Origin of the sequence: Pseudomonas sp. MWU13-2100, from assembly GCF_023242365.1 — a bacterium.
Classification (GTDB): domain Bacteria; phylum Pseudomonadota; class Gammaproteobacteria; order Pseudomonadales; family Pseudomonadaceae; genus Aquipseudomonas.
The window spans coordinates 195,332-220,077 of the sequence record NZ_JALLIX010000002.1 but is presented as its reverse complement, the minus strand read 5'-3'; the positions used below and the strand labels follow the sequence as shown (position 1 = coordinate 220,077).

The 24,746-nt window shown below is 60.3% G+C and carries 25 protein-coding genes; 10 read left to right on the top strand and 15 right to left on the bottom strand.

Annotation, left to right across the window (positions count from 1 at the left end):
- Positions 1-5 precede the first annotated feature (5 nt).
- On the top strand, positions 6-1,031 hold the full coding sequence (locus tag M5B99_RS02610; protein ID WP_248802506.1) for an ATP-binding protein: 1,026 nt from the start codon (positions 6-8) through the stop codon (positions 1,029-1,031).
- Positions 938-1,678, top strand: coding sequence for a vWA domain-containing protein (locus tag M5B99_RS02605; RefSeq protein ID WP_248802505.1), 741 nt, complete (start codon positions 938-940; stop codon positions 1,676-1,678). Before M5B99_RS02610 ends, M5B99_RS02605 begins: the two co-directional genes overlap by 94 nt.
- A gap of 161 nt (positions 1,679-1,839) precedes the next feature.
- On the opposite strand, the gene M5B99_RS02600 is transcribed toward M5B99_RS02605, so the two are convergent.
- Positions 1,840-2,103, bottom strand: a complete 264-nt coding sequence (locus M5B99_RS02600) for a hypothetical protein (RefSeq protein ID WP_248802504.1) — start codon at positions 2,101-2,103, stop codon at positions 1,840-1,842.
- Between the two features lie 361 nt (positions 2,104-2,464).
- On the opposite strand from M5B99_RS02600, the gene M5B99_RS02595 reads away from it, so the two are divergent.
- A complete protein-coding gene (locus M5B99_RS02595) occupies positions 2,465-3,790 on the top strand; it encodes a sigma-54 dependent transcriptional regulator (RefSeq protein ID WP_248802503.1) in 1,326 nt (441 codons plus the stop codon).
- 67 nt (positions 3,791-3,857) lie between these two features.
- On the opposite strand, the gene M5B99_RS02590 is transcribed toward M5B99_RS02595, so the two are convergent.
- From M5B99_RS02590 to M5B99_RS02555, 8 genes are all read right to left on the bottom strand, one after another.
- The gene (locus M5B99_RS02590) at positions 3,858-5,159 is read right to left on the bottom strand and encodes a hypothetical protein (protein WP_248802502.1); all 1,302 of its coding nucleotides are present in this window, start codon (positions 5,157-5,159) and stop codon (positions 3,858-3,860) included.
- 49 nt (positions 5,160-5,208) lie between these two features.
- Positions 5,209-5,958, bottom strand: a complete 750-nt coding sequence (locus tag M5B99_RS02585) for a hypothetical protein (protein ID WP_248802501.1) — start codon at positions 5,956-5,958, stop codon at positions 5,209-5,211.
- A 42-nt stretch (positions 5,959-6,000) separates the two neighbouring features.
- Positions 6,001-6,681, bottom strand: a complete 681-nt coding sequence (locus M5B99_RS02580; RefSeq protein ID WP_248802500.1) for a C39 family peptidase — start codon at positions 6,679-6,681, stop codon at positions 6,001-6,003.
- A 63-nt stretch (positions 6,682-6,744) separates the two neighbouring features.
- On the bottom strand, positions 6,745-7,719 hold the full coding sequence (locus tag M5B99_RS02575; RefSeq protein ID WP_248802499.1) for a heme utilization protein: 975 nt from the start codon (positions 7,717-7,719) through the stop codon (positions 6,745-6,747).
- 66 nt (positions 7,720-7,785) lie between these two features.
- Positions 7,786-8,361 carry an adhesin gene (locus tag M5B99_RS02570; protein WP_248802498.1) on the bottom strand — a complete coding sequence of 192 codons (576 nt, stop codon included), beginning with the start codon at positions 8,359-8,361 and terminating at the stop codon, positions 7,786-7,788.
- A 1-nt stretch (position 8,362) separates the two neighbouring features.
- Positions 8,363-8,803, bottom strand: a complete 441-nt coding sequence (locus M5B99_RS02565) for a hypothetical protein (RefSeq protein ID WP_248802497.1) — start codon at positions 8,801-8,803, stop codon at positions 8,363-8,365.
- Positions 8,804-9,184: 381 nt separating this feature from the next.
- Entirely contained in the window at positions 9,185-9,712 is a 528-nt protein-coding gene (locus M5B99_RS02560; protein ID WP_248802583.1) for an AAA family ATPase, read from the bottom strand.
- Between the two features lie 61 nt (positions 9,713-9,773).
- Positions 9,774-11,408: a methyl-accepting chemotaxis protein gene (locus M5B99_RS02555; protein WP_248802496.1), complete on the bottom strand. Its 1,635-nt coding sequence runs from the start codon at positions 11,406-11,408 to the stop codon at positions 9,774-9,776.
- A gap of 296 nt (positions 11,409-11,704) precedes the next feature.
- On the opposite strand from M5B99_RS02555, the gene M5B99_RS02550 reads away from it, so the two are divergent.
- Together M5B99_RS02550 and M5B99_RS02545 are read left to right on the top strand one after the other, a co-directional pair.
- Positions 11,705-12,532: an undecaprenyl-diphosphate phosphatase gene (locus tag M5B99_RS02550; RefSeq protein WP_248802495.1), complete on the top strand. Its 828-nt coding sequence runs from the start codon at positions 11,705-11,707 to the stop codon at positions 12,530-12,532.
- A complete protein-coding gene (locus tag M5B99_RS02545) occupies positions 12,529-12,960 on the top strand; it encodes a DUF1294 domain-containing protein (RefSeq protein WP_248802494.1) in 432 nt (143 codons plus the stop codon). Before M5B99_RS02550 ends, M5B99_RS02545 begins: the two co-directional genes overlap by 4 nt.
- Here M5B99_RS02545 and M5B99_RS02540 read toward each other — a convergent pair.
- The 3 genes from M5B99_RS02540 to M5B99_RS02530 form a co-directional block, all read right to left on the bottom strand.
- Entirely contained in the window at positions 12,955-13,299 is a 345-nt protein-coding gene (locus M5B99_RS02540; RefSeq protein ID WP_263860375.1) for an MmcQ/YjbR family DNA-binding protein, read from the bottom strand. The two genes, M5B99_RS02545 and M5B99_RS02540, sit on opposite strands and share 6 nt — an antisense overlap.
- An 11-nt stretch (positions 13,300-13,310) precedes the next feature.
- Complete coding sequence (locus M5B99_RS02535; RefSeq protein ID WP_248802492.1) at positions 13,311-14,219, bottom strand: LysR substrate-binding domain-containing protein; 909 nt, start codon at positions 14,217-14,219, stop codon at positions 13,311-13,313.
- 123 nt (positions 14,220-14,342) lie between these two features.
- On the bottom strand, positions 14,343-14,564 hold the full coding sequence (locus tag M5B99_RS02530) for a hypothetical protein (RefSeq protein ID WP_248802491.1): 222 nt from the start codon (positions 14,562-14,564) through the stop codon (positions 14,343-14,345).
- A 318-nt stretch (positions 14,565-14,882) separates the two neighbouring features.
- Between M5B99_RS02530 and ppk2 the strand changes: the two genes are divergently transcribed.
- From ppk2 to M5B99_RS02515, 3 genes are all read left to right on the top strand, one after another.
- On the top strand, positions 14,883-15,758 hold the full coding sequence (gene ppk2 / locus M5B99_RS02525) for a polyphosphate kinase 2 (RefSeq protein ID WP_248802490.1): 876 nt from the start codon (positions 14,883-14,885) through the stop codon (positions 15,756-15,758).
- Positions 15,759-15,955: 197 nt separating this feature from the next.
- Positions 15,956-16,567, top strand: a complete 612-nt coding sequence (locus M5B99_RS02520) for an FMN-dependent NADH-azoreductase (protein ID WP_248802489.1) — start codon at positions 15,956-15,958, stop codon at positions 16,565-16,567.
- 249 nt (positions 16,568-16,816) lie between these two features.
- Positions 16,817-17,848 (top strand): alpha/beta hydrolase family protein, encoded by a 1,032-nt coding sequence (locus M5B99_RS02515; protein ID WP_248802488.1) that lies wholly within the window; start codon positions 16,817-16,819, stop codon positions 17,846-17,848.
- 1 nt (position 17,849) lies between these two features.
- Here M5B99_RS02515 and M5B99_RS02510 read toward each other — a convergent pair whose 3' ends face one another.
- On the bottom strand, positions 17,850-19,043 hold the full coding sequence (locus tag M5B99_RS02510; RefSeq protein ID WP_248802487.1) for an MFS transporter: 1,194 nt from the start codon (positions 19,041-19,043) through the stop codon (positions 17,850-17,852).
- Positions 19,044-19,312: 269 nt separating this feature from the next.
- Positions 19,313-20,902 carry an ABC-F family ATPase gene (locus tag M5B99_RS02505; protein ID WP_248802486.1) on the bottom strand — a complete coding sequence of 530 codons (1,590 nt, stop codon included), beginning with the start codon at positions 20,900-20,902 and terminating at the stop codon, positions 19,313-19,315.
- Between the two features lie 442 nt (positions 20,903-21,344).
- Here M5B99_RS02505 and M5B99_RS02500 point away from each other — a divergent pair, with 442 nt between their 5' ends.
- Positions 21,345-21,701, top strand: coding sequence for a hypothetical protein (locus tag M5B99_RS02500; RefSeq protein ID WP_248802485.1), 357 nt, complete (start codon positions 21,345-21,347; stop codon positions 21,699-21,701).
- Between the two features lie 108 nt (positions 21,702-21,809).
- On the opposite strand, the gene M5B99_RS02495 is transcribed toward M5B99_RS02500, so the two are convergent.
- Entirely contained in the window at positions 21,810-22,916 is a 1,107-nt protein-coding gene (locus M5B99_RS02495) for a GNAT family N-acetyltransferase/peptidase C39 family protein (protein ID WP_248802484.1), read from the bottom strand.
- A 92-nt stretch (positions 22,917-23,008) separates the two neighbouring features.
- On the opposite strand from M5B99_RS02495, the gene M5B99_RS02490 reads away from it, so the two are divergent.
- Complete coding sequence (locus tag M5B99_RS02490; protein ID WP_248802483.1) at positions 23,009-24,595, top strand: RimK family protein; 1,587 nt, start codon at positions 23,009-23,011, stop codon at positions 24,593-24,595.
- The last annotated feature ends 151 nt before the right edge of the window (positions 24,596-24,746 follow it).

Sequence of the window (24,746 nt, the reverse complement as noted above, 5' to 3'; positions counted from 1 at the left end):
AAGTCATGAGCGATACCCCGCATTTCCCGCTGTCGGCCGTGGTTGCTGCCGATAACCTGAAGCTGGCGCTGTGCCTGACAGCGATTGATCCGAAGATTGGCGGCGTGCTGATCGAGGGGCCGCGGGGCATGGCCAAGTCGACCCTGGCCCGTGGCCTGGCCGATCTGCTGGCCAGCGGGCTGTTTGTCACCTTGCCCCTGGGCGCGACGGAAGAGCGGCTGGTGGGCACACTCGACCTGGACGCGGCCCTGGGCGCCGGTCGGGCGCAGTTTTCCCCGGGCGTGCTGGCGAAGGCCGACGGCGGGGTGCTGTATGTCGACGAGGTCAACCTGCTCCCCGACCATCTGGTGGATCTGCTGCTGGATGTCGCTGCCAGTGGCGTCAATCGGGTCGAACGCGACGGCATTTCCCATCGGCACTCGGCGCGGTTTGTATTGATCGGCACCATGAACCCGGAAGAGGGCGAGTTGCGCCCACAGTTGCTGGACCGTTTCGGCCTGAACGTAGCCCTCAGCGGTCAGCCGCCGCCGAGCGAGCGAGGGCAGATTATCCGTCGGCGCCTGGATTTCGACAGCGATCCACACGCTTTCTGCGAGCAGTGGGCGCCGGCGCAAGAGGCTTTGCGCGAGCGCTGTCGCCAGGCTCGGGCACGCCTGCCGGAGATCGCCCTGGATGACCAGACCCTGGAGGCGATTACCCAGCGCTGCTTTGCCGCGGGTGTCGACGGCCTGCGCGCCGACCTGGTGTGGTTGCGTGCCGCCTGGGCCCATGCGGCCTGGCGTGGAGCCGAGCAGATTGCCACGGAGGATATCGAGGCGGTGGCCGAGTTTGCCTTGCGCCATCGTCGTCGCGAAGGCGTGCCGCCCACATCTTCACCCGCCTCGAATCCGCGGGGCGCACCCGATGCGGCAAGCGATCCGGCCCAGGGCCAGGGGCAATGGGGAGAACTGCCGGCCCAGGCCTTGCCAGTCGGGGCGCGCCGGGAGATCCCGAGCTGGCCAAAAAAGCCCCAGGCATCCGCCCTCGACTGACGCCGGGGACGGATGCCAGGCCTTGCTCAGGTCGTTTGTCCGCTGGGCGTCAAGGTGCCAGCCGGTCTGGCGAGAGCGGTACGATCAGTTGGGTGGAGACCTTGCTTGGCGGACGCCCGCGCTCGCGCAAGGACCTGCGTTTTCGTCCGCGCAGCCGTTCGGCCCATGAACTGTGGCTGGTGATTGTCGATGCTTCGGCCTCGACCCGACGGCACCAGGCGTTGAGCGAGGCCAAGGGCCTGCTGGCGCAGTTGTTTGATGATGCTTACCGCAAGCGGGCGCGCCTGGCGCTGATGACCGCCAGCGGTGATCGGCCCAGGTGGCAGCTGCAGGGGCTGAAGGCCTCGAGTGACTTGGGTGGTTGGCTGGAGGACTTGGGAGCCGGGGGCGGCACGCCCTTGCAGGCGGCGCTGGTTCAAGCCGCGAATTGGTTGGCCAAGCGGCGGAAGCGCTTTGCGGCTGAACAGCAGCGGGTGCTGTTGCTGACGGACGGGCGTTTGAAAGCCTGGTCCGGCTTGCCGGTCTTCAACTGCCAGGCGGTGCTGGTGGACCTGGAAAAAGGTCCGATTCGCCTGGGGCGGGCGGTGCAGCTGGCTGCGGAGCTGGGCGCGCAGTATCGGCATATCGAAGACCTGACAAGGGTCTGACAGGCACTGCGATCCTGCAGAAGAACGCGGTCAACTGTAGGAGCAGAGCTGGCTCGCGAACCGCTGTAAGCGGCCATTCACCTTAGAGCTGCGGCGTCCATGAAGACTCGAGCGTCGACCGGCTGCTCCTACAGGATCTTGCGGTGTTCTCTGGAGCGTAATCAGGCCGACAATGTCCACGGCTGCAGGTCGTAGCCTTTCTGGCTCAACTCCGCTCGGGCCTGTTGCAACAGACTCACCAGTTGTTCGGGGTCGGAGTAGGTGCTGCAAGGAATCTGCTGGCGACCGATGCTGTTATTGGTCCGGTCGATCACGGTCAGGCTCAGTTCGCCTTTGTCTTGCGCCATCCAGGCAACACACTGGAAGGGTTTAAGGGCCTGGCCGGCCATCAGAAGTGCTTCGTTCATACGGAGCGGGGCGTTCATGGGTTGTTCTCTCAAGTATGCCCAAACAATTCGCTGGACCGTCGGTTTGGGCTCACCGTTTCGGTCGGTTACTTGTACTGATGTCCGATCGCGGGCATCAGGTCACACAAGTCATAAAGTTTTTTTCACTTTCTTTCATATACTCAATTCAAACCCCGGGATGGCCAGGACAGTTTCGGTGGGCTGGCAGTTGCTGTCCGAAGGCTCTGGCTCGTGGCTTTTCCGGTTTATGGCTTATCCATCGACAGTGTTATAACCAAACGATACAAGTCAGCGTCAAGTTCTTGCTAGTGTTACAGACAGGTTTTCCAACTACTTGTTTCTAATAAATATTTAAAAACTCTGACGTCAAGGATCAGTCATGCAAGAAGCGGTTCCGCTCAGACGTCTGCTGGTGGTTGATCCTTGCGACGACTGTCATCGCCTGTTACCCGGCTTGCGCACGGTGGGCTGGGATGTCGACAGCTGCAATCTGGATGCCGCTGGCGACCGCGCCTGCGATGTCGGCCTGTTGCGCCTGCAACCTTTTCATCTCGAACGTCCTGAAGCGGTCAAGGACCTGATCAGCCGCAGCGGCACCGAGTGGATTGCGGTCCTCAGCCAGGAAGTGTTGCGTTTGCAGAACGTCGGGGACTTCGTTTGCGAGTGGTTCTTCGACTTTCATACTTTGCCCTTCGATGTTTCCCGCGTCCAGGTGACATTGGGTCGCGCCTTCGGCATGGCGCGCTTGCGCGGCCAGGGTTCGATCCATGTCGACCAGCCGGAGCACGAGTTGCTCGGCGATAGCCGGCCGATCCGCGAGTTGCGCAAGCTGCTGGGTAAACTGGCACCTACCGAGTCGCCCGTGTTGATCCGTGGAGAAAGCGGCACCGGCAAGGAGTTGGTGGCGCGCACTCTGCACCGTCAGTCCCAGCGGCACGCTAAGCCGTTTGTGGCGATCAATTGCGGGGCGATTCCGGAACACCTGATCCAATCCGAGTTGTTCGGCCATGAGAAGGGCGCCTTTACCGGGGCGCACCAGCGCAAGGTGGGGCGGATCGAGGCGGCCAATGGCGGCACCTTGTTCCTCGATGAAATCGGTGATTTGCCGCTGGAGTTGCAGGCCAATCTGTTGCGATTCCTGCAGGAAAAACATATCGAGCGAGTCGGCGGCAGCCAACCCATCTCGGTGGATGTGCGGGTGCTGGCGGCGACCCATGTCGATCTGGAAGCGGCGATCGGCAGCGGGCGTTTCCGTGAGGACCTCTATTACCGACTCAACGTCCTGCAAGTGATGACGGCACCGCTGCGCGAGCGGCATGGCGACGTGGCGATGCTCGCCAACCATTTTTCCCATTTCTACAGCCAGGAAACCGGGCGCCGGCCGCGCAGCTTCAGCGAAGAAGCGCTGGTCGCCCTGGGCAATCATGCCTGGCCCGGCAATGTCCGCGAGCTGGCCAATCGGGTCAGGCGCGGGCTGGTATTGGCCGAAGGACGGCAGATCGAGGCCCAGGACCTGGGGCTCAACAGCCTGCCTTGTGACAGCGTCCCCATGGGTACGCTGGAAGACTATGTGCACCGTGCCGAGCATCAGGCTTTGTGCGATGTGCTGAACCGGCACAGTGACAATATGAGCGTGGCCGCCCGGGTGCTGGGGGTGTCGCGTCCGACTTTCTACCGATTGCTGCACAAGCACCAGATCCGCTAGGGCGCGGCGAGCGAAACGAAAAGGCCCGCAACATTCAGATGTTGCGGGCCTTTTCCATGGAGCGGGGTCAGAAGTAGTAAGGAAACTTCACGCTGAAGGAGAAGTCCGGTGCGTCGGGTGTCATGCCCAGGGACAGCATGGGCACTATGGTAAGGTTCGGCGAAGCGGCAATGGTCATGCCGATGTTGAAGAACCCGGAGTTGGCATCGCTGCCGATCACGTTCTGCCAGCTCTGGCCGGTTTGCTGGAGCTTGCTCCTGCTTTGCACCAGGTCCGAGAACGAGAAGGACATGCTCATCTTTTCGTTCAGGGCGAAGGCCACGCCGGCGCCGATCTGGAAGCTGTCGCCGAGCTGGACCTTGCCCGGAACGACGACGCCCTGTTGTGCACTGATATCGCTGAACGACCGCTCGAAGTTATGAGTGTAGGCCAGGGTGCCGAACAGTACCGCCGGGTCAATGGTCTTGACCAGCGAGATGCCGGGTGTGACGGACCAGACACCGTTGCCGGTCGGCAAGCTTTGCGGATAAGTCAGGCTGGTGCTTTGAGATGAGGTGAGGAACTTGATGCCATATGGATCCTTGCCGGTAGGCGCCTTGATCCGGAAACTGAAGACGGCATCCGGCCAGTTCTCCGACTCGTCGAGGAACTTGTAGGCCACGCCGAAGTTGACATCACCCAAGGCCGGATCCTGCCTCACCGTTTGTTCGACAGTGGTTCCGGCCGCGCCACCATTGCCGCCCCCCGCTTGATAGACCGAGTCCCGGTAGACAATCGGGGCGTTTATGTCGAACTGCCATCTGTTGTCGAGGTTATAACGGCCGGTCAGGTCAAGCGTCCAGGTATCGGACTTGATCCGATCCAGGTTGATGTTGCCGAGGAAAATCGAATCCAGGGCCAGAAACCCATTGAGAAACAACTGCCGGGTATCGTAGTGCGAATACGTGACCCCCGTCTCGACGCTGAACTTGCCATTACCGAAGAAGCCGCTGGCCTCGTTGTACAAGTCGGACACACTCTGGGCCGGCGCCGAATCATCCTTGAGCGCTTGGCCGTAAGAGGCGCCGGAGGTGCTGGCCGCCGATCCTGAGGCGTTCGAGCCGGCTGCCGCCACCGTTTGCCCCTTTTTCAAGTCCGCTGGAGATTTGACCAGGCGTTTGGGCGGCGGCGGAGCTGGCTGCGCTTCGACCTGACGAACCCGTTGTTCCAATACCGACAAAGCTTGTTGTTGTTGTACGTAGCGTTGTTTCAACTCCTGGAGTTCCTGTTTCAGGGCCTCGACTTCAGTATCAGGCGCTGCTTGCAGCATCGCCGCCGGGAAGAGCGCACCCACACAAACTGCTGTGCGTAGCGAGAGCGATAGAGACATGAAATAAACCGTCCTTTTCTGACACCCAATGGTCGAGAGTGAGCGTAGTTCAGAATCCCATACTGCGTAGTCCCTTGAGTTGAGTCAGGCTGCAATCCAGTGCCCCCACAGTAGGCATGTTGTTCTGCAATACCACATTGAGTTGGGTCATGCTGTTGACCAGATTGCTGCCACCTAGAAGGGTGGTGGACTGCAACACGCCGCCCTGGGCGATCTGTTGCAGCGCATTACCCTGATTGTTATTGGCTTGTATCTGCATTTTCACGCCGCTGGCTGCGGCAGAGACGGTGACGCTGCCGGCGGCGCCGGAGCCGGTGATGCTGCCGCCGCTGGTGAGCGCTTGGCCCATTTGCTGAGGGCTGCTCGGGACCTGGTTGGCTTCGCTGACATTGATTGCAACGTTGTTGCTGGCGCCGTTGCCATCGCCGGCGGCGCGCACCACCTGGGTCACACCCGCCGAGGCGTTCAGGCCGGCACCGCCGATCACCGTACCGGTGCCTTGGGTGGGGGCCGCGCCATTGCCCTGGCTACTGTAGGTGGTGACGTAGAATTGCGGTTTGATCGTTGATTGCTGGATCTGCAGGGAAGTAGCCGCGCCTATGGTGTCGCCCCGGGCGTTGGTCCAAGTACTTTGCATGACAATCCCAAAACTGATGATGCGTCCCGGCATGACGTAGCGACCACGCAGTTCGGACATCTCTGAATCTTTCAGTTCTATCGGTTTGAAGGGCAGGGCTGCGTGTGCCGGCAGGCAGGCGAGCACCAGACAACTGACCATCAACCTGTGTGATGTTTTCATGTGTTGCTCCCGGAGCTTCCTGCCCCCTTTATTTTTTGCACCTTAAAAGAAGTCGCTCTGGATAAAACCGAAATCCATCAGTTCCGCGTCCTTGACCGGGTGGAAGGTGTCCATCTTGTTCTTGGCCGTCAACGGAGCCGGCGGGTCGAGCAAGGCGTTACTCTTGTCATAGCCGGGGCCGATAATGGCAAAGATGATGCCGTTCCAGCCTTTCTTGAAGTCGGCATTGCTGTAGCGCTTGTGGCCCAGCACCGGGTCGCCGATATAGACCCAGTCCTTGTCAGCGCGCTGCATCACCACGAAATGCTTGTAGCCGCGGATGTCCATCATCACCACGACCGGAATGGTCACACTGGGCAGACTGTCGGGGGGAATCTTGTAGCCCCGCGCACGCATGCCGATGCTTTCGATATAGTGCTTCATGTCCAGCATGGAGAAACCTTGCTTCTTGACCTGCTCCTGATTGGAGGTGGTCAGCATGCCTTTGATGATCTGTTCTTCGTTGACGTCCAGCCAATAGGCCTGGCGCAAGAGGGTGGCGAGTGCGGCGGCCCCGCAACTGAAGTCGGTTTTCTGCTCGACCAGGTCGGAAAAGCGCCGCTCGCGAATGCTTTGTACATGTTTGTAGAACACCACGGCGCCGGGCAGACCGGGCACCGCCATGGTAGCGGCCTGAATGGGGATAGAGAGAAATAGCGCGAGGGCAACGGCGATAATACGCATGGTCATACGCCTCCCAGAGCTGAAAAAAGAGCCCCGTTTCCGGGGCTCTCAGTACTGTTGCCACTACATGCAGGCGCGGCAGCCGGCAGCGATGGACAGGGTGTTGCCTTGTTGGTTGCCGACGCCGGCCGCCACGTTGGCACCCACATTGCCCGAGGCATTGTTGAGCGAGTTGTTGATACTGGCGTTGTTGACCACTGGCATGGTCCAGCCGTTAGGTGTCAGCACTTGATAAGTGGCGACGCCATTCAGCTCGATAGTACCCATCTCGGTACCTTTGAGGGTTTCTTTGCCTTTTCCGTGGTCACCGCCACCCCAGCCGTCATTGCCATAACCGCCTTTGCCGCTGCTTTCGGTACCGGTGAAGGTCCCTTTGTAGCTGCCATCAAGATCGATAGTGGATTTGAGGGTGGTGACTTTGTAGGCTTGGACCGCGGCATTGGCCACTTGCAGGCCGTTGGAGTTTTGGGTAGCCGCGCCGCTTGCCGAAGCGACACGACCGCCGGATACGGCGATGGCCAGGTCGTTTTTCTGTTGGTTGAAGTTACCGGCGGCCACGTTGACACCCATGTTGCCGGAGCCGTTGTTACCAGAGTTGTTCAATGACCCATTGTTTTGGGTGGATTGGTTGAGGACCGTGTTGTTGTGGTTGGTTTGGGTCAAAGTGGTGCTGGAGACGGCGCTGCCGAAGATGAAGCTTTCGTCGGCGGTGGCCAGCGCGGCTTCGTTGAGCTGCTGGTTGCCATCGCCGGCCGCGGCGTTGGCGCCCATGTTGCCGCTGGCATTGTTCAACGAACTGTTGATGCTGCCGTTGTTCTGGGTGCCTTCGTTGGTGACGGAATTGCCGTGGCTGTCCTGAGTGTCATTCACCGAGGCGTTGGCGCCGGCGGTGATTTGCAGCAGGGTCGCCAGGTCGGGGCCTCTGTCATGGTCATGATGACGACGACCGTGTCCTTCATCACCGCCTGCCTGGGCGGCCATTGCCATGATGGCGGCCAGAGCGAAAACCAGTGGTTTGAGAGCCATTGTAGGTTTCATGGTGTGTATCTCCGTGCTGTATTAGTTGAGTTAAGTGTTGGTACTTTCTAATGGGCACTGCACAGGTCAATCCGCGACCCGGATACTGAGGGTGTTGGCCATACGGTTGCCCACCCCCGCGCTCTGGCTCACCTGGATCACCCCTCGGCTGCCGGTGAAGGCCTGGTCGCTGGTAGCGACCTGGCGGCTGCCTGAAGGTGCGGAAGAGCCCGAGTTCGATGACAGCGCCACGTTCTGTTGAGACAGGACGCTGTCGTCGATGCTTTGCGGTGCGGCACTGATGCTGAGCCGCACGGCATTGATCATCTGGTTGTTGGCGCCGGCGGATTGGTTGACCCCGATCATGCCGTTGCCGTTACTGAAGGAATTGCCCTGGATGGCGGCCTTGGCGTCGACCGCGGTATTGGCCACGCTGGTGATTTTCTGGGTCAGAGAGGTGCTGGCGCTGGCGTTGGTGCCGACGGCGATGGCGCGGCTGTTGAGCTGTTGCTGCTGATCGCCGGCGGCCTGGTTGACCATCGCGTTGCCGTTGTATTGCTGGCCGCTGTTGTTGAGCGTGGCGCTGTCGATGACCGGACTTCCGGAGTCGGCCAGTACGCTTGCGCTGCCGAACAGGGCAAGAAAAAACAGTGAGTGGCGCATGTCATTGCCCCTTGCCGATGGCGCCGAGGGCGTTCATACCCGCCGACAACCCGCGGTTGACCGTGTTGGCGATGCTGGCACCGTTGCCGCCGCCGTGTCCGGCGGTCATGCCGGGCAGGCCGTTGGGGTTGTTGAGGCCCGGCAGGCTGGTGGTATTGGTGTCGATCAGTTGGCTGATGGAGCCGCCGGTGCTGACGCTAGCGATATCGCCGTCACTCAGTTCCCGACCGGTAAGCGAGGTGATACGGGCGGAAGGGTTGGCGTTGACCGTGGTCGGGTTGGGATCAGGTTGGAGCGCAGGGCGCCCATAACTCTGAGGTTGAACGGTACGATCAAGGACAATCACTCCGTTGCCCCCGGCCTGGGCCGTAAGGCAGAGCGTCGAACTGATTGCGAAGCTGATCAGCACGGTGCGGGTAAAGCCGCTAGTGAAAGTTCCCATGACGGCATCCTTCTTCAGTACGCCGGCCCTAGCCTGGCGTTGAGAGGGAAAGAGCAGAAGCTGTGCCGCTTTTTGTTTTTCCTTTAAAAACAGTGGTTTGTTTTTGATTGCGGAGCAAGCGTACGAGAGCTGTTTCAGGGATGAGACAGTATCGAGGGAACAGGGAGGGGGGGAATTCGGCGCAACGCAGTAATGCGGGCCTTTCAGGGCAGGTGTATCAGTGGCTTAACACCTGGGGCATTGTCAGGTGTTAAGCATTGATTTTCAGGCTTCGGCTATGCACAGGGTGTTTCAGAATCGGACACAAGGCTGGAAAATCCTCGGATTTGACCTTGAAAACGCCCCCATCGTAGAAGCCGGCTCCTATAGGGGGCGGTGTTTTCAGGATTCTTCAAGCAGTCGGGTGACGGCCGCGAAGGCCTGATCGCGACGTGCCTGCCAATCGCCGTCAATCACCGTTACCGCTTGTCCATGTCGCGTCAGCCAGTCCAGACTGGCAGCGAAAAACGCTTGGCGTTCGCCCAGCTCCGGTTGGCAGCGTTGGCCGTCGTCGGTCCAAGCCACGCCTTCGGGGCGCAGTAACAGGTGCAGGTCATAGTGGCGCGCCTGCAGGGCCTGTTTGATCCACGCCGGGCATTCGCCGAACAGGGTCCGGCTCCAGAGCAGATTGCTCAGCAGGTGGGTGTCGAGAATCAGCAGCGCCGGTGCCTGCCCGCGAGCCGTGTCTTCCCACTCCAGCTGTCGGCGGGCGATCTCCGTGATATCCGCCAGGCAGGTATCACGAGGGTTGCATTCGATGAAATAACGCACGTACTCGCCAACCAGCAGGCCGCCGAACTGTGCTTGCAGTTCGGCGGACAACCCGCTTTTACCACTGGACTCAGGCCCCGCCAGGACGACGACCTTCATGGGCGCAGGCATGGAGATTCCTTGGGCTCGAAAAAAGGAGGGTGATTGTACCCTCCTGCTTTCAGACCTTGAACTGCTTGAGCAAGGTATTGAGCTGCTGGCTCAGGTTCTTGAGTTTTTCACTGTCGATACTGGACTGCTCGGCCGCCAGGGCCGTGCTGTGGGACAGGCCTGCCGCGTCGGTGACATTCTGGTTGATTTCCTCGACCACATGGGACTGCTCGAGGGTGGCGCTGGCAATCGAGGCATTGAGCCCGTTGAGGTTGCGCAGGGCCTGGCCGATGGCGTTGAGGCTCTCGCCGGCGAGGCCGGCCTGCTCGATGGTCAGTTGCGAAGCGCGGCTGCTGTCGCCGATGACTTTTACCGCGGCTTCGGAATGGCCTTGCAGACGTTCGATCATCGACTGGATCTCCGCCGTGGATTTCTGTGTACGCTGGGCCAGCAGGCGCACTTCATCGGCGACCACGGCAAAGCCGCGACCCTGCTCACCGGCCCGGGCGGCCTCGATGGCGGCGTTCAGGGCCAGCAGGTTGGTCTGTTCGGCAATGGAGCGAATCACTTCCAGGACGCTGCCGATCTGCGTGCTTTCGGCCGCCAGGGTGCGGATCACTTCCACTGCCTGGTGGATGGTGGCGGAGAGCGAATCGATCTGTTGCAGGCTGTTGTCGATATTCAGTTGGCCCTGGCGAGCCTGGGCTTCGGCATCGCGCATCTCGCTGGCGGCCTGTTCGGCATTCTTCGCGACATCCTGCACGCCATAGGTGACTTCGTTGATCGCCGTCGCCACCATTTCCATCTGCTGTGATTGCTGTTGGCTACGGGCCTGGGCCTGGGTGGCGTTGCTGCCCAGCTCGGAGGAGGATTGTCCCAGTGCCGTCGCCGAGGCCTGGAGCTGGCCGATCACGCCGCGCAGCTTACTGGTGAAACCGTTGAAGTGGCGGGCCAGTTGTGTCACTTCATCCTGCCCGTGGGTATCGAGGCTGCGGGTCAGATCGCTTTCACCACTGGCGATATTGGCCATGGCGTTCACGGTTTCCTGCAAGGGCCGCACGATGCTGCGGGCAATCATCGTCACCAGCAGTGCCATGATCACGGCAATGCCCAGGCCGATCAGCGACGCTCGCCACACCCGGCCATAGAACTCGTCCTGCAGGTCGTCGACGTAGACGCCCGAGCCGACGATCCAGCCCCAAGGCTCGAAGAGCTGGACATAGGAGGTTTTCTGCACCGGGGCGCTGGCGCCTGGTTTCGGCCAGCGGTAGTTGATCAGGCCCGCGCCCTTGGCTTTGGTCAGGTTGACCATTTCGTTGAACAGGGCGTAGCCGTCCGGATCCTTGATCCCCGACAGGTCCTGGCCTTCAAGCTTGGGGTTGGCCGGGTGCATGACCATCACCGGACGCAGGTCGTTGATCCAGAAATAGTCGGTCTGGTTGTAGCGCAGGCCGCGGATCACGCTCAAAGCCTGCTTCTGCGCCGCTTCGCGGCTGAGGGTGCCGGCGGTTTCCAGGTCATGGTAGTAGTTGAGGACGCCACTGGCGACCTGGACCAGGTGCTGGGTCTTCTGCGCCTTGCCCTGGTAGAGGTCGTCATGGATCTGCTGGAGCATCAACAGGCCCAGGGTCAGCAGCATCGCCATGGCGACGATGAGGATGAGCCACAACCGCCGACTGATCGACACATTTCGCAAACTATTCATGAGGGCAGCGCTCCTTGTTTCTTCTTGTTGTGATCATCGCCGATCTGCATCCAAACAGGTTTTGTCGCTGCTGCCCAGTAGGCTTTTGGCTACTTTCCAGGCAGTCACAGACAGATGTCTCTGATAGGATTTCGGCCCGAAACCGGCAAACCTGAGTTGATGTTTGATTTTTCAGGCATTTTTTACGCTTTGACGACAAGCGGTGCGGCACGCTGGGCATCGGCTGCCTGCGGGCAGATTATCGGACGTTGAATTTTTCAAATGTCGCGCGGAGTGCGTGGCAGCATGGGGGAATAATGGATCTTTGGACCGCCGCACAGGCAGTGATTCTGGGTATCGTCGAGGGTTTGACGGAGTTCTTGCCGATCTCCAGCACCGGGCACCAGATTATCGTTGCAGACCTGCTGAACTTCGGCGGGGAGAGGGCGATTGCCTTCAATATCATCATCCAGCTCGGGGCGATCCTGGCGGTGGTCTGGGAGTTTCGCCTCAAGGTGTTTTCGGTGGTCCGGGACCTGCCGAAGCAGCGCAATGCCCAGCGTTTCACCCTCAACCTGCTGGTAGCGTTCCTGCCGGCGGTGGTGCTGGGGGTGTTGTTCAAGGATATCATCGCCACCTATCTGTTCAACCCGATCACCGTCGCCGCCGCGCTGGTGGTGGGCGGCTTGATCATCCTCTGGGCCGAGCGCCGCCAGCATGTGGTGCATGCCGAAACGGTGGATGACATCACCTGGAAAGATGCCCTGAAGGTCGGCTTCGCCCAATGCCTGGCGATGATCCCCGGTACCTCGCGTTCCGGGGCGACGATTATCGGCGGCTTGTTGTTCGGGCTGTCGCGCAAGACCGCCACCGAGTTTTCGTTCTTCCTGGCGATGCCGACCATGGTCGCCGCCGCGGTGTACTCCGGCTACGGTTTCCGTCATCAGTTCCAGATGGCGGATCTGCCAGTGATCGCCCTGGGCTTCGTGACTTCCTTTGTCTTTGCGATGATCGCCGTGCGCGGCTTGTTGAAATTCATCGCCAGCCACACCTACGTGGCGTTCGCCTGGTACCGGATTGCCTTCGGCCTGGTGATCCTGGCTACCTGGCAGTTCGGCTGGGTCGACTGGTCGAGCCACGGATGAGGGCGCTACGCAGTCAGGAGCCCGGTCGCCAGGCCGCTGGCCGGGTCCAGCACCTCAAGCTCAAGCTGGCGGTGCTGCTGGTGCTCTGCCTGTTGCCCGGAGTCGGTGCGTTGCGGATGTGGCTCGGCGGTGGCTCCGCGCTGCCGCTGTGGGCTTACGGTGGCGTCAGCCTGGTGGCGTTTTTCCTCTACTGGAGCGACAAGCGCAAGGCCCGCGACGAGACCTGGCGCACACCGGAAAAGGTCCTCCATGCCATCGAACTGCTGGGTGGCTGGCCAGGAGCGCTGATTGCCCAGCAGGTGTTTCGGCACAAGACCCGCAAAGTCTCGTATCAGTTGGTGTTTTGGCTGATCGTGCTACTGCACCAGGTCTTCTGGATCGACTACCTGTTTCTCGGCGCCAGCCTGGGACACCTGTCGTTTTTATAGCAGCAGGCCGACCTGGACGCGCTTGGGCAGTTTTGCGACCACCAGTTGGTGGGAGCGCTGGATCAGTTCTTGCAGCTCTTCGCGGCCCAGCGGGTAGGGCGCATCCATAATGATCCAGTGGGCCCTGGCCAGATACGGTGCGGGCCCGATCCCCGGACGGTCGACATGACCGAGGAACAGCTCCTGGTCGACCTTGAAGGCCAGGGAGTCGCCGCGCAGCCCCTGCACGGCGAACATCTTGTTCCCGGCAATGGAAAATACCCGCACGCCACCCCATTTGTAGTCTTCCCGCGCTCCGGGCAGTGTCAGGCAGAAATGCGCGACGTCCTCCCGACTCAGGCTCGATCCTTTCACAGTGTTCTATCTCCGCAACCTTTGAAAACTTCGGCCAGGTGGTCGATCCAGGCCCGCACCGCTGGCAATACGCCGCGCCGATGGGGGTAGACGGCCTGCAACCAGCCGCCGGGCAAGGACCATTCGGGGAGTATCCGCACGAAGGTGCCGTTGGCCAGCTCTTCCTCACAATACAGCATCGGTAGCACGGTGAAGCCCAGGCCAGCGAGGGCGCAAGCCTTGCGCACGACAAAGTCGTCGACGCCAAGCCGGGCTTCGAGGGCCAGTTCGCGCTTTTCGCCGACATCATTGATCAGGCTCAGGTGCACCAGCCGATCGGCCTCCAGGGCGCCCAAAACAGGAGCCTGCCTGAGGTCGTCCAGGGTAGCGATAGGATATTGTTCGAGAAAGGCCGGGGTCGCCAGGATAAAGGTCTGCGCCTGGCGCAGGCGGCGGGTCACCAGCAACGGGTCTTCATCGCCTTGTTCGCGGACCCGCAGGGCCACATCGATGCCTTCGGTCACCAGGTCGACCCGCCGGTTGACCATCAGCATTTCCAACTGGACCAGCGGGTGCGCGCTCAGGAAGCTGGAGATCACCCAGGGCATGAACTCCTGAGCCAAACCCACCGGAGAGGAGACGCGCAAGCGTCCGCGGGGTTCGCTGGACATGCTGGCCACCGCTTCGTCGGCCATCTCGGCCTCCAGTAGCATCGCCTGGCAATGGCGCAGGTAGCGCTCGCCGACAGCGGTCAGTTTCAGTTGCCGGGTAGTGCGTTGCAGCAAGCGCGCGCCGAGGCGTTCTTCCAGCTCGGCGATCCGCCGCGACAGGCGCGACTTGGGAATTCCCAGCAGGCGTCCGGCCGCCGCGAAGCCGCCAGCTTCGACCACCTTGGCGAAGTAGTAGAGGTCGTTGAGGTCTTGCATGAGCAGTGACTCGGTTGTTCCAAAAGTGGAACAACCTAGCATATTCAAGGCGGTTGATCGGTGATTGGCTTCGCCTCTGGGACTGCCTCGACCTCATCCCGCGGGGACGATCCCGGCTTGCGATCAAAGGCGTTTCAGTTTTACTCCGCTGAGAAAAATCTGGAACTCGGAGTCGCTGATCTGGCTGACCGGGCCGAAATTGAGCGCCCGAAAAAAAATCGCATCATTTTCGCCCGATGCCAGCCTGGCATCCACCGCCTGCTGGGCTGATTCAATGATGGTGTACAGCCTGCCTTGTTTGTCGACGGCTTCAAAACGACGGACCTCTTGAATTCGTGTTGTCATTTCATGGGCATCCTTATCGCTCGGCCAAGGCCGATCATGAACAGCGTCGCGGGTAAGAAAATACCTGTGCGGATTGACTGTATTGGAGAGATCACTTTCTTCAGTGGGGCAGGCTAATGGGTGAACATAGCATTATCGGGTAGGGGGCGGTTGATAGAGATCAAATAAAAGCGATGGCGGATGATGATATTTTTAATAGTGGCTCAATAATTGAAAGTCATACAATCAGCCATAATGATATATCGCGCTGTCAGCGTAATTAAAACTGAGCTCAGTGCTGAAGATTCGGGCGACTGAGCAGGGGCGGGGGGTACAGTCATGACTAAAAAAAACAAACAGGCCGGGGCGGGAGACAAGGTTACCCTGGCCGTTGCCGGCGATAGCGCTATTGCGGCGCAGGAGGTTGTCGGTGACAGAGGGCAAACCGAGGCTTCAATCTCCCACGCAGACTACGAATCGCAGCTGCGTGATTTGCAGATTGAGCTGGTCAAGCTCCAAAGGCACTTCATTGGCTGTGGCGACAGGATCATCGTGCTGCTGGAGGGGCGGGATGCCGCGGGCAAGGACGGCAGCATCAAGCGTATCGTCGAGCATCTGAGCCCACGGGAAACCCGGATCGTGGCGCTCGACAAACCCTCTGATCGCGAACGAAATGGCTGGTATTTCCAGCGTTTCGTGGCCCACCTTCCGGTGGCCGGGGAATTTGTCCTGTTCAATCGAAGTTGGTACAACCGTGCCGGTGTCGAGCGTGTGATGGGGTTTTGTTCCAAGCAGGAGTATGAAGAGTTCATTCAGTCGGTGCCCAAGTTTGAAGAAATACTTGTCAACTCAGGTGCCAGGCTGCTGAAGTATTACCTTGACATTAGCAAAGGTGAGCAGCGGGACCGGCTGCAGGAGCGAAAGCGTGATCCGCTCAAACAATGGAAAATCAGTCCGATCGATGCTGTCGCCATCAAACATTGGAAGGCGTATTCCATTGCCCGAGACGAAATGCTCGTGCAAACCCATACCGCCGTCTCGCCGTGGCGCATTGTACGGGCGGATAACAAGCGCTTGGCGCGCCTCAATTTAATCCGCGATATCCTTTCGCAACTGGATTACAAGGGCAAGAATCACAAACTGGTCAAACCGGACAGGGATATCGTATTTGAATTCAGGCCCGAATGCGTCGAGGCCAGGCAGTTGGCGCGTTGAGATCGGCTTTGTGCTGCGGCTGCGAAGCCACGGCGATAGCTGTGCCTCGGTTCCCGAGGCCAGGTGTGGGCAGTGAACGAATCGTTCCATGGATGGGACGTACTATCACATTTTAGCCTGCTAATCGGCTATTGGTTTCACCTGTAGGATTATCTCAACTTGATCGCCCAGTGGCGATCCTCACTTGGAGATCCCACATGAAACTCTTGCACATCGATTCCAGCATCCTCGGCGACAACTCCGCCTCCCGTCAATTGAGCCGTCAGGTCGTCGACGCCTGGAAGCTCGCCGAGCCTGGCGCCGTGGTGACTTACCGCGACCTGGCCAGCGATGCCATCAGCCACTTTTCCAGCCTGACCCTGGTAGCGGGCGGTACTGCCGCCGAATTGCGTGACGCGGCCCAGCGCCACGAAGCCGAACTCAGTGCTTCGACCCTCGAAGAGTTCCTCGCCGCCGACGCCATCGTCATCGCCGCGCCGATGTACAACTTCAGCATCCCGACCCAACTCAAGGCCTGGATCGACCGTATTACCGTTGCTGGCAAGACTTTCCGTTACACTGACGCCGGTCCTGAAGGCCTGGCGGTTGGCAAGAAACTGGTGATCGTCTCCACCTCCGGCGGCCTGCATGTCGGCATGCCTACCGGCGTTGCCCATGAGGACTACCTGAACGTGCTGTTCGGCTTCCTCGGCATCAGCGATATCGAATTTGTTCGCGCCCACGGCCTGGGTTACGGTGAAGAGGTCCGCGCCAAGGCGATCAGCACCGCGCAGGAACGCATTCGCGAGGAGCTGTTCGCCACCGCGTAAAGCTTTGGTAAACACGCAAGCTTCTTTCTGGAACACCTATTAAACTTCGTAGGCTGATCATTCTGAATGGTCAGCGTACGGAGTTTTTTGCATCTGGCGGTTCGGATTTGGCTCGGGTTATGCATAATCGATCAACCATAGGTGCTCTGAAAAACCTCGAAAATCAGTCAAAGCCCTGCTGCAGAGCTTTAGTTTCAAGGAATTGAAGAGAATTGGTGTGCTAATTTCGCAGCAAAGGTGGGCATCCCCATGATGCGTCTTTGTGCAGTGTTACTGATCTGTTTGTCCAGCAGCCTCCTGACGGCGCAGGCGGCGCCACCTGTTCATTGGAGCGTCGGCTATCATCGCCTGACGTTCCTTGATCCGCTGGACCTCAAGCCGATGTCGGCGATTGCCTTCTACCCTTCCAGTGATCGTGAGCACACGAGCCGGATCGGCAACTATACGATCCGGGCCGGCGCAGATACCAACGTCGCCATTGGCCGCTATCCACTGTTGATGTTGTCCCATGGCAACACCGGTACGCCCCTGGCCCTGCACGACCTGATCACCTCCCTGGCGCGCAAGGGCTTTATCGTGGTCGCCGTGTTGCATCCGGGCGATAACTACAAGGATCAAAGCCGCCTGGGGACGTTGAGCAACCTCTATGGTCGGCCCATGCAGATTTCCGAAGCCATCACCGCCGCCCTCGGCGACCCGACGCTGTCACCTTTTATCGAAGCCGAGAATGTTGGCGTGATCGGTTATTCGGCGGGTGGCGAAACCGCGCTGATCCTGGCTGGAGCCCAGCCGAACCTGGAGCGCTTGCGCCGTTATTGCCGACAGCATCCGGATGACGAGGACGCCTGCAACACCAAGGGCGAATTGATCGTCGATCGCGATGACTTGCAGCCGGTGGCCGATCCACGGGTGCATGCGTTGTTGCTGATGGCGCCGCTGGGCCTGATGTTCGGCCGCCATACGCTGTCTGACGTCCATGTACCGGTGCTGATGTACAGCGGTGGTGCCGACACGCTGGTGTTTCCGGACAAGAATGCCGCCGCCCTGGCGCGCAAGCTGCCGGTGGCGCCGCAATTCAAGCTGATCGCCGGGGCAGGGCATTTTGTCTTCATGGCGCCGTGCAGCCCAGAGCAATTGCAGGCCACGCCGGGGCTGTGTACCGATGCCGAAGGGGTCAACCGCGAGGATATTCATCGCGACCTGATCCACGAAGCCGGGCGCTTCTTCACCAAGACCCTGAGCACGCCGAGCCATGGCGGGATGCAGACCGCCAATCAGTGAGTCAGTGAGCTGTCGCGCGACGCGCCAGTAACACCGTGACGGACAGGCCGCTGACCGACAAGAGTGCCGCGGTGAAGAAAATCCACGAATAGCCCAGGTTCGAGGCCACCGCTCCCATTACCGGACCGGCGATGGCCAGTGCCAGGTCGAAAAACACCGCATAGGCGCTCAGGCCGGCACCGCGACTGCTGTTCGGCACCTGTTTGATCGCTTCCACACCCAGCGCCGGATACACCAGGGACAGGCCAAACCCCGCCAGGCCCGCACCGGCCAGGGCCACACCGGGGGAAGGCGCCAGCCAGAGCAGCACCAGGCCGAGGGTTTCGATACTCATGCAGGCAATGGCCGCCTTGAAACCGCCGAAGCGGTTGATGCAGCCGATAAAGAACAGTCGGGCGAGGATGAAGCAGGTGCCGAACACCGTCAGGCAATAGGCGGCGCCGGTCCAGCCGCGGCTGAGATAGAACAGGGTGACGAAAGTGGTCAGGGTGCCGTAGCCGATGGAGGCCAGGGTCAGGCTGGCGCCATAGGGAGCGATACGCCCGAACACTGCCCAGAACGGCAGGCGCTCGCCGCGAATCACCGGTACCGAGGGTTTGTTGCGAATCAGCAGCAGCGCGCCGAGGGCCAGGATCGACAAGGCGATGCCGAGACTGGCAAAGCCGTAATCCTCGACCATCAGCACCCCCAGTGGCGCGCCGATGGCGATGGCGCCATAGGAGGCGATGCCGTTCCAGGAGATGACTCGGGCGGTTTGCTCGGCGCCGACCTGGCCGATGCCCCAACTGATGGTGCCGACGCCGATCAGGCCCTGGGCGATCCCCAGCAGCAGGCGCGCGCCGATCAGAATCCCCAGGCTGAGCAGCGGCAGGTGCTGCAGTTGTGTCGACAGCCAGGTCAGCGCGCCGCTGAGAACAATGCCCGACAGGCCATAGATGATCGAGCGTTTGGTGCCGATGCCGTCGGCCATGCGCCCGGCCATGGGGCGGCTGAGCAGGGTCGCCAGGTACTGCGAACCGATGGTCAGGCCGGCGATCACCGCGCTGAACCCCAGTTGTCCGTGCACATAGCCGGGCAGCACCGCAATCGGCAGGCCGATGCAGAGGAAGGCGATGAAGGTGTAGAAGACAATGGAAACGATCTGCAGGGTGATCGTCAGGTTGCTGGTCGGTCTGGGCGGTTGCTGGGCGGACATGAAGGCTCGTTCGCGGGCGGGCGGTTAGAGACCAGCATGATGGCGGGAGCGGAGGATAAAAGAAAGCAGGCTAACTAATTTCTTATGGGGGAAGGGATCGGTTGGTCAGTGATGGCGGTGGGGGATTCACCGACGCTATCGCCAGCACGCCGGCTCCCACCAGTACACGGTCGACTGTAAACTGTCGTCGTACAAGGAACCCTGTAGGAGCCGGCTTGCTGGCGATGGCGGGACAAGCATCGCCATCGCCGGCAAGGTTTTGCGCGGTGTCAGAACACCACGCCCTGGCTGCGCAGGTAATCGTCATAGGTGCCGCTGAAGTCGATCACGCCACTTGGGCTCAGCTCGATGATGCGGGTGGCCAGGGACGATACGAACTCGCGGTCGTGGCTGACGAAGATCAGCGTGCCCGGGTAGTTCTCCAGCGCCAGGTTGAGGGCCTCGATGGACTCCATGTCCAAGTGGTTGGTCGGCTCGTCCATGATCAGCACGTTCGGCTTTTGCAGGATCAGCTTGCCGAACAGCATGCGACCTTGTTCACCCCCGGAAATTACCTTGACCGACTTGAGGATCTCGTCGTTGGAGAACAGCATGCGCCCCAGGGTGCCGCGAACCACCTGTTCGCCTTCCTTGGTCCAGCGGCCCATCCAGTCGAACAGGTTGGATTCGTCTTCGAAGTCCGAGGCATGGTCCTGGGCGTAGTAGCCCAGTTCGGCCGCTTCGGTCCATTTGACGGTACCGGCGTCCGGGGTCAGCTCGTTGACCAGGGTGCGCAGCAGGGTGGTCTTGCCGATCCCGTTCGGGCCGATGATCGCCACACGCTCGCCGGCTTCCACGGTGAAACTGAAGTCCTTGAACAGGGTCTTGCCATCAAAACCCTTGGCCATCCGCTCGACGATCACCGCCTGGCGATGCAGCTTCTTGGTCTGGTCGAAGCGGATGAACGGGCTGACGCGGCTCGAGGGCTTGACTTCGGCCAGTTGGATCTTGTCGATCTGCTTGGCGCGGGAAGTGGCCTGCTTGGCTTTCGAGGCGTTGGCCGAGAAGCGGCTGACGAAGGATTGCAGTTCGGAGATCTGCGCTTTCTTCTTGGCGTTGTCCGACAGCAACTGCTCGCGGGACTGGGTCGCCACGGTCATGTACTCATCGTAGTTGCCCGGGAACAGACGCAGCTCGCCGTAGTCGAGGTCCGCCATGTGGGTGCAGACGCTGTTCAGGAAGTGACGGTCGTGGGAGATGATGATCATCAGGCTGGAGCGCTGGGTCAGGATGTTTTCCAGCCAGCGGATGGTGTTGATGTCCAGGTGGTTGGTCGGCTCGTCGAGCAGCAACACTTCCGGATCGGAGAACAACGCCTGGGCCAGCAACACCCGCAGTTTCCAGCCCGGGGAGACTTCGCTCATCGGGCCGTTGTGCTGCTCGATGCCGATACCCAGGCCCAGCAGCAATTCACCGGCGCGGGATTCGGCGGTGTAGCCGTCCATCTCGGCGAAATCGGTTTCCAGCTCGGCCACGGTCATGCCGTCTTCTTCGGTCATTTCCGGCAGCGAGTAGATGCGGTCGCGCTCGGCCTTGACCTTCCACAGCTCTTCGTGACCCATGATCACGGTATCGAGCACGCTGAATTCTTCGTAGGCGAACTGGTCCTGGCGCAGTTTACCCAGGCGTACGTTCGGCTCCAGCATGACCTGGCCGCCGGACGGGTCGAGGTCGCCGCCGAGGATTTTCATGAAGGTCGACTTGCCGCAACCGTTGGCGCCGATCAGGCCGTAGCGGTTACCGGCGCCGAATTTGACCGAGACGTTCTCGAAGAGCGGCTTGGCGCCGAACTGCATGGTGATATTTGCGGTGGAGATCAATTACTTTACCTATCAAGGGGTTACGCGCTGCTGATTGGGTGCTTTGGCCATTCCCTGGGCATCTTAGGAGCTTTTCCATCTCGCTCCGCTCACCGCTAGAGTTCAGCCAGCGCGCGTACGTAAAGAGCAGCATCCGACGGTGTGTCCGAGCTGCTGTGCAATTTAAAGGCGGGATTCATTCCAGACATTGGGCCTATTGTCGCATATGGATGACGACAGTTACATGGCTGTCGGCGGGTGTCTGTCCGCGACGGGCCGGCGCAGCGCGGGACGAAATTGCAACTGCCACCCCAGGCGCTGAGTGGCGTACTGGCGAGGCTGAGTCGGCAGCAAGGCGGCACGCCGTGCTGCTGCGCCGCAGAAGTGGAGAAGGTCGCGGGTATATTATGGGGCGAGGCATTGTCCAAACCCCATAACCAATTCATCCTTGAAGAGAGGCGTCATGAACAGAATTGTCTGCGCTCCTGCCGCCGTGCTGCTTGTCGGGCTTCTGATCGTTGCCCTTCCTGCCGAATGTGCTCCCCAGGGCAGCATGCCGCCGGCAACCCAGTTGCTGGCGCAAAACCTGCCCAACAGCGACAACCCCTATAACAGCCCGATTCGCCGGGCCAACCCCAACAGTCGCCAGGGCTCCGAGTCCAGTGCGCCGCCGTTGCGCGGTCCGAATACGCTACCCAAGCCACGGCCCTCGACCATCGAAAATGGTGCGATCCAGAACGGTTACCCGCGTGATCAGTCAGCGCCGATGGCGGTGCCGATCCAGCCGGGCACCCGCAGTGCTCCGAATACGCAGCGCTGAGCCAGGCCGTTCAAGTAAGGCCGAGCACGGTCGCTGTGGGAGCGGTGCTTGCCCGCGAAGAGGCCCGTGAGATCGCTAAAAACTTCGCGGGCAAGCACCGCTCCCACACTATTGCTGCTCACGCCGATAGACAATCACCGCCGCCCGCAGCTTGCTGCTGCCGAAAGCACTCATCTTGTCGAACTCGGCATGACTGACCGGCAGATGCTGGCAATCCAGGGGTTGGCGATGCTGGCTGTGGTCCACATCTGGATCGTGCAGATAAACGAATTCTTCATCGCAGTCGGTGACGATCACCCAATGCGGTGCCTTGGAGCGGGTCAGGCGGTAGCTGCTGATCAGCACCAGCGGCTGGCCGGCTGCGGCCAACAAGCCTGGCAGGTCCAGCGGGCCGCCCAGCACTTGCTCGACGTCGGTTGACGCCAGCTCGCTTTCAAAATCCTCATGGACCAGGCGCATCACGTCTTTCTTATGCTCGTTGCGCACGCCGTTGAGCAGCAAGGGGCCGCTCATGCTCACTTGCAGGCGCACCGCGAAACCCCGGCGCCAGGCAGCCAATGCCAGGCCCTGCGGGCTGCAACCGCCATGGCCGGAGGTCATGAACACCGTGGTCGCCTCGCGCCAGATCTGCACCTCTTCCCGGCGCGAGGCGCTACGCCCGGGCTGCAACGCGCCCATGGCCATCAGCAGGCAGGCCGGCCCGCAGGTGAACTCGGTGGTCTGGGCGTAGTAGGGGACATGCAGGTCGCGGCTGTCACGATGCTCGAGAATACGTTTTTCCAGACGCAGGGCGTCGGCGTGGTCCTCATAGTAATCGCTGATCCGACCGAAGCGGCGATAGCCGTTGCGTTCGTAAAGGGCGATGGCGGCGGCGTTGTCGCTGCGCACTTCCAGGCGCAGGTAGGCGCAGTCATGCTCCAGGGCGCAGGCTTCGCTACGTTGCAGCAGCGCCTTGCCCAGTCCGGTGCCGCGAGCATGGGGAGCGATGGCGATGGAGTACAGGCGCGCCAGGGAGGTGCCGCGATGAAACAGCACCAGGGCATAGCCGGCCAGTCGACCGTCCGCTTGCTGGGCGACCATCAACTGCGCATGGGCACGGCTGACCATCCACTGGAAGCTGCGGGCGGTCAGCCGGTCGGTGGTGAAACAGTGCTCTTCCAGTTCCAGCAAGGCGGGCAAATCATCGGTCGTGGCAATGCGAAAGACAAGATCCATATAATCACCGTAAAAGTTGTGTAACGAAACGGGACTTTCAAAAAACTTCGTGCTTAATAGGAAGTGTCTTGTTTTCCATGGGGTCGGTTTTTATGTCAGCGGTACAAGGTCATTGGCGCGAAGTATCCGAGCAAACTGTACTGACAGCAATAACTACGGCAAATATTTTGTCCACTTCAAATAGCCTTGGTAGTCAGCTGGTTATTATCGTCGAGCGCAAGGAAGACTGGGCTTCTTATTTTCCCAGCGAAGACATCGTCACGGCCCAGGAGTACCTTGAGCAGTCCAGGGGCAATGAGCCCGGCAAGCGTGTCCAGGTGATCAACCTGTGCCGCAGCTACAAGTACCTGGGCCACGGTTATTACTGCTCATTGCTGGCCGAAGCCCGGGGGCACAAGGTCATTCCGTCGGTGCGCACCATCAGCGAATTGACCCGCAAGGCGCTGTACGGACTGGCCCTGGACGATCTCGACAAAACCCTCGATAAAGCCCTGGGCCATCAACTTTACCAAGGCACCGAAGGCTTTACCCTGACCTTGTATTTTGGCAGTACGGTGATCGAGCCGTTACAGGATCTGGCGCGTCAGTTATTTGAAGTTTTTCCCTGCCCGATATTGTTGGTCGAGTTTAAAAAGACCAACGCCTGGCATATCGAAGGGGTCAAGTCGGGCACCTTGCACAAGTTGCGCGAAGATCAGGAAGATCACTTTGCCCAGTCCCTGGACAGTTTCAGTCGCAAGATCTGGCGCGTGCCCCGTTCGCGACGCCTGGCTCGTTATGACCTGGCGGTGTTGCATGATCCCCAGGAGGCGCTGCCGCCGTCCAATGCCAAGGCACTGGAGAACTTTATCCGGGTCGGCAAGGGCCTGGGCATCGATGTCGAATTGATCGAGAAAAAGGATTATTCGCGCATCGCCGAATACGACGCCCTGCTGATCCGCGAGACCACCAGCGTCGACAACCACACCTACCGCTTCGCCAAGAAAGCCGAAAGCGAAGGCCTGGTGGTGATGGATGATCCAACCTCGATCCTGCGTTGTACCAACAAGGTCTACCTGACCGACCTGCTCAAGAGTCATAAGCTGGGCATGCCCGCCACCGAGATTCTCTATAAGGAACGACCGGAGGATTTCGAACGGGTCGGAGACCGATTGGGTTTCCCCCTGGTGCTGAAAATCCCTGACGGTTGTTTCTCCCGTGGCGTGATCAAGGTCGAAAGCCAGCAAGCACTGCTGGAGGCCACCGCCGAGTTGTTCGAACACTCGGTCCTGCTGCTGGCCCAGGAGTTTTTCTACACCGAATACGACTGGCGCATCGGTGTCCTCAATCGCAAGCCGATCTTCGCCTGCCAGTACTTCATGTCCAAGGGCCATTGGCAGATCTACAACCACAAGGCCAAGGGCCAGGACATCAACGGCGAGTGCCGCACCCTGGCGGTTCACGAAGCACCGCGGGCGGTGGTGGAACTGGCGGTCAAGACCGCCAACCTGATCGGCGACGGTCTCTACGGCGTCGACCTCAAGCAGTCCGGCGACAAGGTGGTGGTGATCGAGGTCAACGACAATCCGAACATGGACGCCGGCATCGAGGACGCCTATCTGCAGGATGATCTTTACGGCCTGGTGCTCGAGGAGTTCGTCCGGCGCCTGGAGCTCAAGCGTCGTGGCCAGGCCTGGTAATCGATGCATCCGGGCATTGACTTGGCCGTGGTGCCCGGATAACGTCGACACATGACTTCCGTACAGCGCTTTTCTCAGCCAAGCATTATTACCGCCATTCCTTATCTGGCGGGCTGACCTGTATCTGTTACCCAAACCCGCCTCCGAGGCG